We start from the raw sequence: 619 nt of genomic DNA, 5'->3' as shown, positions 1-619 counted from the left end.
CAAATATTTTTTGCTGGGCGGCAGCCCTGCTTTATGCCCAAATGGGGGCGAAATCGGTTGTGATTTCGCCCCCATCCCTTATAAACACAGTTCATTCCCAGACATCCCTTTCGGCATGCCTGATTTCAAACTGTTTTGTTTTCAACTATTAAAATCTATGCTGTCTTTAATGAAAAAAGATGACTCCCCGTTCTTCCGGTCTGAATCTTGCAATGAAGCTTATTGATATTTCGTCCCATCGCCAAAAGGATGCTCTCTGCCAGTGCATTTGCTTTTCCTCGGTACAGATATCTTCGAAAATTCATGTCTTCCTTTACATCAGCAAATGAACCTTCGGCCTGAATACTGCGATTCATACGGAGCATCGTTCCATACTCACTTGTGATCCGTTCCAGATCTTCTGCACGTTTTTGACTCATCGTCTTCGAGACCATCAGCACTTTATTACGTTTTTCCATAGGTGTTTTGCAGTTGTTTCCCTTGATACATTCCGTTTTATAAGGACAGCCGGTACAGTCTGGACTTCTGTAATAAGTTTTTACACTGACATATCCACTGGCTGTTTTACTTCTGCGTTCATTTGTAACAGTCAGTTCCCTTCCATTCCGACAGATATAGC

1 protein-coding gene is annotated in these 619 nt (G+C 42.5%); it reads right to left on the bottom strand.

Annotation, left to right across the window (positions count from 1 at the left end):
- Positions 1 to 155: 155 nt before the first annotated feature.
- Positions 156 to 619 (bottom strand): transposase (locus WMO41_RS15835; protein WP_349230597.1); only part of this gene is annotated, 464 nt, incomplete at its 5' end.

This window comes from Ventrimonas faecis, assembly GCF_040096075.1.
In the GTDB taxonomy this organism is placed as follows: Bacteria; Bacillota; Clostridia; order Lachnospirales; family Lachnospiraceae; genus Brotaphodocola; species Brotaphodocola faecis.
Note: the sequence above shows the minus strand (reverse complement) of the source record. Positions and strands in the feature narration are given on the sequence as shown.